The organism is Nocardia sp. A7 (genome assembly GCF_046549215.1).
In the GTDB taxonomy this organism is placed as follows: Bacteria; Actinomycetota; Actinomycetes; order Mycobacteriales; family Mycobacteriaceae; genus Nocardia.
The window spans coordinates 757,003-763,578 of the sequence record NZ_JAJPWE010000004.1 but is presented as its reverse complement, the minus strand read 5'-3'; the positions used below and the strand labels follow the sequence as shown (position 1 = coordinate 763,578).

General features: G+C 65.7%; 5 protein-coding genes. 2 read left to right on the top strand and 3 right to left on the bottom strand.

Features of this window, described 5'->3' with window-relative positions:
* Positions 1-520: 520 nt before the first annotated feature.
* Positions 521-1,144 carry a vancomycin high temperature exclusion protein gene (locus ACLJPD_RS25535; protein ID WP_410875410.1) on the top strand — a complete coding sequence of 208 codons (624 nt, stop codon included), beginning with the start codon at positions 521-523 and terminating at the stop codon, positions 1,142-1,144.
* 172 nt (positions 1,145-1,316) lie between these two features.
* Positions 1,317-4,607, top strand: a complete 3,291-nt coding sequence (locus ACLJPD_RS25530; protein ID WP_410875409.1) for a DEAD/DEAH box helicase — start codon at positions 1,317-1,319, stop codon at positions 4,605-4,607.
* On the opposite strand, the gene ACLJPD_RS25525 is transcribed toward ACLJPD_RS25530, so the two are convergent.
* The 3 genes from ACLJPD_RS25525 to ACLJPD_RS25515 all read right to left on the bottom strand — a co-directional run bounded on the left by ACLJPD_RS25525 (position 4,589) and on the right by ACLJPD_RS25515 (position 6,416).
* Positions 4,589-5,647, bottom strand: coding sequence for a class I SAM-dependent methyltransferase (locus tag ACLJPD_RS25525; RefSeq protein ID WP_410875408.1), 1,059 nt, complete (start codon positions 5,645-5,647; stop codon positions 4,589-4,591). The two genes, ACLJPD_RS25530 and ACLJPD_RS25525, sit on opposite strands and share 19 nt — an antisense overlap.
* Positions 5,648-5,733: 86 nt before the next feature.
* On the bottom strand, positions 5,734-6,189 hold the full coding sequence (locus tag ACLJPD_RS25520) for a PTS glucose transporter subunit IIA (protein ID WP_410875407.1): 456 nt from the start codon (positions 6,187-6,189) through the stop codon (positions 5,734-5,736).
* Positions 6,186-6,416 (bottom strand): glucose PTS transporter subunit EIIB, encoded by a 231-nt coding sequence (locus tag ACLJPD_RS25515; RefSeq protein ID WP_410875405.1) that lies wholly within the window; start codon positions 6,414-6,416, stop codon positions 6,186-6,188. Before ACLJPD_RS25515 ends, ACLJPD_RS25520 begins: the two co-directional genes overlap by 4 nt.
* Positions 6,417-6,576: the final 160 nt, after the last annotated feature.

Here is a 6,576-nt window from a genome sequence, read left to right as displayed (position 1 = left end):
CGCTAGCGTTCGTCCTGAGCCAGAATCAAACTCTCCGTTGAAGACTCTTAACCAACCCTCGAAAGGGTCAATCAGAAATATCTAAACTAGAGTCCGAAAACCTAGCAAAACAAAACACCAGCAAAAAGATTCGCTGTTGTTCAATGTCCAACCTTCCACGACCGGGGGGTACATGAAAGGCCGGAACCAATAATAACTATTGGCACTGACATTCATCGACACACTATTGAGTTCTCAAAGAACACACGCACACACTTCCACCCACAACTTCTCGAAGGGGTTTCGGTGAGGCAAGGGTTCAAACCTTAGCTCAGCCGACCAGCCGGAAGCAAATCCGCACCATGTCGGTCTGAACACGCAGTCAGTCAGGCGCTCATCGTACTACCTCGTGTCCCGGCCGCTGGGCGGCTGAGTCGGTGTCCGTGTCGCTCTGACTCGAATTAAGTTACGGGTCGACATTTGCAATGTCAAATCCCCTAGTCAGGGGATATTTTCGCAACGTTCATGTATGAAAGGGCGCATGGCGGACGAACACAGCGGGAAGCGTCGACGGTTGCGGCGCATCGCGCGGGCCGGACTTGTCTTGGCGGGTGGCCTCACGTTGGTGACCGCCGGGGCGAACATTGCCATGTGGACTTTGTCGTCCGGCCATAGAAGTGATGTGGCTGCCGCGCCCAATGCACCTGTGGTCATCATCCCGGGAGCCAGAGTCGCGCCGGATGGAACTCCGATGGCCTACTTACGGGGACGTCTCGATGTGGCGATCGAGTTGGTCGATGCAGGCAAGGTCGGAGAGATCCTGCTGTCCGGGGACGCCGGCGGCTCGTCGGGCGATGAGATCGCATCGATGACGCGCTATCTACACGACAACGGCATCGACCCGGCCATTGTTCGGTCGGATGGTGCTGGGCTTTCCACACGGGAGACCTGCGAGCGGGCGAGGTCGATGTTCGGCATCGACCGGGCGATCATCGTGAGCCAGTATCAGCACCTCCCCCGCGCGGTGGCGCTGTGCCGGGCGGCGGGTATCGAAGCCGACGGGGTGGTGGCCTACTGCGAGTGCAGGCAGGTCACCGAGGCACGCAACAACGTTCGTGAATGGCTGGCAGCACCGAAGGCCGTAGCGGAGATGATTCTGCGCTGACAGCGCGCCTTGACCGCAGAGCGGCGGCGGGGTGCTCGGCGCGGCGGTGGGACCAGCGGTGATGGGCTCGCCGCGGCGGACGCGACCGTCGGGGTGGCGTGCTTGCGGAATCCGGATCGCGTACCGTGATCAGGGTTGTCTGCAATGATCGCCGACCGGAATGGGGTGCGTCATGGGCGGTTCCGAGCACGCCGCGCGGCTCGTGCGTTTCTGGCAGACCGTCGAGTTGTTCGGTCCGCAGCTTGTACCGGACATCGAAACCGACGGACTGGTGGTCGATCTCGCGGCGGATGAACGCGCGCCTTGGGAAAATCTTGCCGCGCTGCCCGCGTTGAAGACCGGGCGGGTGTGGCAGTTCGTTGTGTACGGCGGGTTGTTCGAGGTGGCGCGCGCCAGGGAATCGCTGGTACGGACATTCGGTGAGGACCAGCTCGAGGCCGACGCTCGACGGACCGGGACCACAGCGGCTTTCGCGGTGACGCTGACCGACAGCGGGGTGGTTGTCGGAGGCTCGGCGACCTTGTCGGGGTTGGCGTGGGCCGTGAATCGGTTGCGAGCGCCGGGGCCCGCCGATATCGGCTGGGCCGACGGGTTCGACCATGATTCGGCGGCGTTCACCGCCGCACTCGACACGCTCACGCGAGATGTGCAGCCGGACAGCGAACAGATGGGTCCGGCGCCACGGTGGCGTGCGCTGGATGTGGCAGGCCGCGGTGTGGCGGCCTCGGTGATCGCGGCGGGGGCGGATGGGGTCATCTCGCCCGGGCTCGCCGGAATGTCGGCGATGGCCTTCGCCGAACGGTTCGCCATCACCGGCGATGAGGATATCGCCGAGGCGCCTCGGTTGACCGGTCGCGACCTGCACACCTTCACCAGCGAACTGTGTGCCGCATTGGGCATTCGATCGGAATTGCGGGCCGGCGGTGTGCGGGTGGCGTGCATCCAGATCGCCGCGCGTGATGCGGACAGCGACGCCGCCGAGGATCGACTGAACAGCGGGCTGGGTCCGGACCTGGCCGAGCTCGCGAAGGCGGTGGATCGCGGCGATATCGGTGCGGCGCTGCGGAGCTATCTCACGGCCGCGGAAGCGCTGCCCGTCGACGACCGGATCGATGTACGTCGACGACAGGACGCGGTGGTCGAAGGACTGCTCCCCCTACTCATTCCGGATGGTCGTTGGCCGGGCGACCCACTGGTGACGGGACAGCAGTTCGCGGTCGACCGCGCGCTGTCCGAATTACGCGACGGTGCCGGGATTTTCGCGGTGCACGGCGCGCCCGGCACCGGGACGACGACGATGCTGCGAGACCTGCTGGCCGCGATTCTGGTCGAGCGGGCCACGCAGCTGGCGGCTTTCGACGATCCGATGGCGGTGTTCGCGGGGGTCACCGAGCAGGTCCAGATCGCGAAGAACTACACGGTGGGCGCGCACCGGCTGGCGAACTGCGTGACCGGGTTCGAAGTAGTGATGGCGACGGGCAGCGATGCCACCGCGGCCGACGTGGTGGCCGAGATCCAGCAGCGTGGCGCGATCGACGGCGAACTCAATCACTTCACTGACCTGGCCGAACTCGTCGGCGGTGCACCCGCGTGGGGATTGGTCGCCGCGGCACTGGGCGGAACGCGACGGACATTCGCCGAACAGTTCTGGTTCGGGGATCGGTTCGCCGCCGAGCGGAAGACCGGGGCGCCCAGCGGCGGGATGCTCGACATCCTCAAACAGGCCGAGGCCGACCCGGATTCGATTCCGGATTGGCCGACCGCGGTGCGGGACTTCACCACTCGTCGCGCCGAGGTGCGCAGGCTCGCGCAAGACCGGCAGAACGTCGCCGACGCGGTTGCCGACCTGCCCACGATGAACGAGAGTTTGCAGTCGACGGCGTCCGAGATCGCCAATGCCGATGACGCACACGCGCATTGGCGGGAACGTCATGAGCTGGCGACCGAACATCTGCGGGCCGCGCAGGCCGCGCATCATCGGGCAGGCAAGTTCCTCAGCGAGCACGGTGGGCGCAAGCCCGGGTTCGTGGCATCGCTGTCGACGGGGTTCCGGGCGGGACGGCGATGGAGTGCGCGCAGCAATGAGTTGCTGCGCGAGCGACATATCGCCGAGGCGGATATGCGACGGCGCCAGACCGAGGTCGAATACACGCGAGAACAGTGGGCAGGGGCGGCCGAGCACGGGCGCACGCTGATTCGCGAACACGTCGAGTTGACGGAGCGGCGGGCGGCGGCGCTGGACATCATCGAGCGCGGGCGCGAGAACTGGTCGCGCACAATACCGTTCGGTGATGTCGCCGGTGATGACGAGCAGTTCCAGCTGTGCAATCCCTGGGCCGACGAACAGTATGCGGACGCGCGGCGTGCGTTGTTCCTGTCGGCGTTGAAGTTGCATCGCGCGTTCTTGCTCAACGCGGCGCCGCGGATTCGCGACAATCTGATCGTCGCCATCGCGTTGATCCGTGGTGAGCTCGCGGTGGCACCGAAGCCGGAAACCGTGGCGACGGCGTGGCAGACGCTGTTCTTCGCGGTGCCGATGATCACCACGACCTTCACCGCACTGCCTCGGTTGTTCGCGGGGCTCGGGTCAGAGGCGCTCGGATGGTTGTTCGTCGACGATGCCGGGCAGGCCGCACCGCAGGCCGTGGCCGGTGGGTTGTGGCGGGCTCGGCGCGCGGTGATAGTCGGTGATCATCGACAGCTGGGACCTGTTGTCGCGCTGCCTACTTCGGCACAGGAAGCACTGGTACAGCAGTACGGGCTCGATGCGGAGTGGATGCCGGATCACGCGTCGGCGCGCCAAGCGGCTGATCGTGGGGTGCGGTTCGGGACGTGGCTGATGCCCTCGGATTCGGTCGCGCCGGTGTGGGTCGGTATGCCGCTGCGGGTCCATCGGCGCAGTGACAGGCCGATTTTCGAGCTCACCCACCACATTGCCTATGACGATGATCTGCTGGTTTTCGCCACGCCGGATCGACCCGAGTTCCCCGGGCACGATCGGTGGATCGATGTCAGATCCGCTCGGGCCGAAGGTAATTGGATTCCCGGTGAAGGTGAAGCGCTCGCCGCGCTGCTCTCGCGGTTGACCGAGGACGGGGTGGCCGCGGCCGAAATCCGTGTGGTCAGTCCGTTCCGTGATGTCGCCGGTGGCGCGCAGGAAATCGCGCGTGAGGTGCTCGGCGCGGAGTTCGCGCAGCGGCATGTCGGGACTGTCCACGCGATGCACGGCAGTTCAGCCGAGGTTGTGGTGCTGATCTTGGGGACATCGCCCGCCGCGGGTGGGTCGCGACGGTGGGCGGCGACGAATCCGAATGTGCTCAATACGGCGGTGTCACGGGCGCGGCGGCGGGTCTACGTGATCGGCAACTACCGATTGTGGAGCAGCCAGCGGTATTTCGACGTCCTGGCCAGGCGCTGGTCAGTCGAGACCGAGCAGCTGGCCGATCAGACCGTGAGCCGGTAGAAACGCCAGAATCCGAAGTCCTCGATCGGGAGGATGTCCACGGCGGTGAAACCGGCCTTCTCGGCGTACTCCCCCAGTTTCGCCGAACGCATGACCGTGCCGGTGCCCGCCGAGTCGGCGTGCGCCATGCCGTCGGGCAGGCAGACCAGCAGGCTGAACCCGTACATCAGGCGGTCGATATCGCTCGCGGGTGCGGTGAATTCCGGCGCGACGGCCTCATCCATGATGATCACCGCGCCACCTGGACGCAGGGCTCTGCGCATCGAGGTCAGTACCTCCACGGGGTGTGGCATGTCGTGCAGGCATTCGAAGGCGAACAGCGCGTCGTAGGTGGATTCGGGGAGGTCGGTGGCGGCGTCGGCGTGGTGGAAGTGGACGCGGTCGCCGAGGTCGGCGGCGTTTTCGGTGGCCATCCGCACCGAAGGCTGGTCGATGTCGTAGCCGTCGACAGCCAGTTCGGGGTAGGCGCGGGCAAGGGCAATCGTGGACCAGCCGCCGCCGGAGCCGATGTCGGCCGCCTTGGCTTCCGGGCGCGAAAGCAGCGCGTGGACGTCGGGGACACCGGCCAGATCGGTGGCGAGGCGTTGTTCGAACCAGGGGCGGTTCATGTCCGACTGGGATTCGCGCATATCGGCGCCGTATTCGGACCAGCCGACGCCACCTCCGTCGCGGTACGCGCGCACGAGCGCGGGCATCTGGGCGGCGGCGCCCGCCAGCATACGAGCCAGTGGCGCAAGGTAATTGAGACTGTTCGGGTCGGTGAGGACTTCCGCGGCGCCGACCGGCAGCGCGAACCGCCCGTCCGCGGACACCGTCAGAATCTCGGTCGCCGCCTGCTGCTCGAGCCACTCCTGCGCATACCGGCGATCCCCACCCGCCCGTGCGATCAACTCACCCGCGTCGGCGGGCCCACCCTCGACCAACGCCCGATACCAGCCGAGCCGATCCCCGAGATGCACCGCGAGGATATCGATCGCCCCGAGCGCGGCCCCGAACAATCGCTCGGCGAACTGCTCACTGGTCTGCTCTGCTCCACTCACCGGTCGTCCTCCTGTTGAGCGACACGAATCGACGCCGACCCGCTGATACGGACTACGGGTCGGCGCGCAGAAAGGTTCAGAGGTGTTTACGGCGAATCGAACAGGAGGGCGCCTGAATCCACGGTGGTGCCGATGGTGTCGGTGTGGACGGAATCCTTCGCTGAGTCCATGACCACGATGGGGCAGATGACCGAGTAGCCGGTGGCGGCGGTTTTCGTGGGGTCGAAGGTGACGATGGGGGCGCCTGCTTCGACCGTGTCGCCTTCGGTGGCGAGGAGTTCGAAGCCTTCGCCCTCGAGTTTCACTGTGTCGATGCCCAGGTGGACCAGGACGCCGACGCCTTGGCCGAGGATGACGAAGGCGTGGGGGTGGAGTTTGAGGATCTTGCCGGCGATGGGGGCCGTCACCGTCAGGGGGCCGCGGGTGCGGTCGGGGTCGATCGCTACGCCGGAGCCGACGATCTGTTCGGCGAAGACCTGATCGGGGACCTCGGACAGGGCCACGACCCTGCCGGGAAACGGGGCTATGACCGGGACGCTCAAAGGATGTCCTCGATGTCGTCGGCCAAGGTGTCGGCTTCGGGGCCGACGACGACCTGCACGACCGAGCCCGACTTGAGGACACCGTGGGCGCCCGCGGCCTTGAGCGCCGTCTCGTCGACCAAGCTGCCGTCCTTCACCTCGGTGCGCAACCGGGTGATGCAGGCCTCGATCTCGACGATGTTGTCCGCGCCGCCCAAGCCCTGGACGATCGCTTCCGCTTTGGTCATGTGTTCTCCCTTTCCGCGGTGGTTGCCGATACCAGTATGGGAGCCTCGAATGTGCGCCACATCATATTCAGCGGTTGACATCCAACCTCCACCTGGTCAAACTGGCAACTGGTTATGACCGGACAGTACCCGTGAGGTACACCGGTTCACAACAGTTAAC

What these genes read in the sequence shown, in the direction of transcription:
- ACLJPD_RS25530 (WP_410875409.1), top strand. Translation starts at nt 1,317, where the DNA reads ATGGGCGGTTCCGAGCACGCCGCGCGGCTCGTGCGTTTCTGGCAGACC.
- ACLJPD_RS25535 (WP_410875410.1), top strand. Translation starts at nt 521, where the DNA reads ATGGCGGACGAACACAGCGGGAAGCGTCGACGGTTGCGGCGCATCGCG.
- ACLJPD_RS25515 (WP_410875405.1), bottom strand. Translation starts at nt 6,416, where the DNA reads ATGACCAAAGCGGAAGCGATCGTCCAGGGCTTGGGCGGCGCGGACAAC.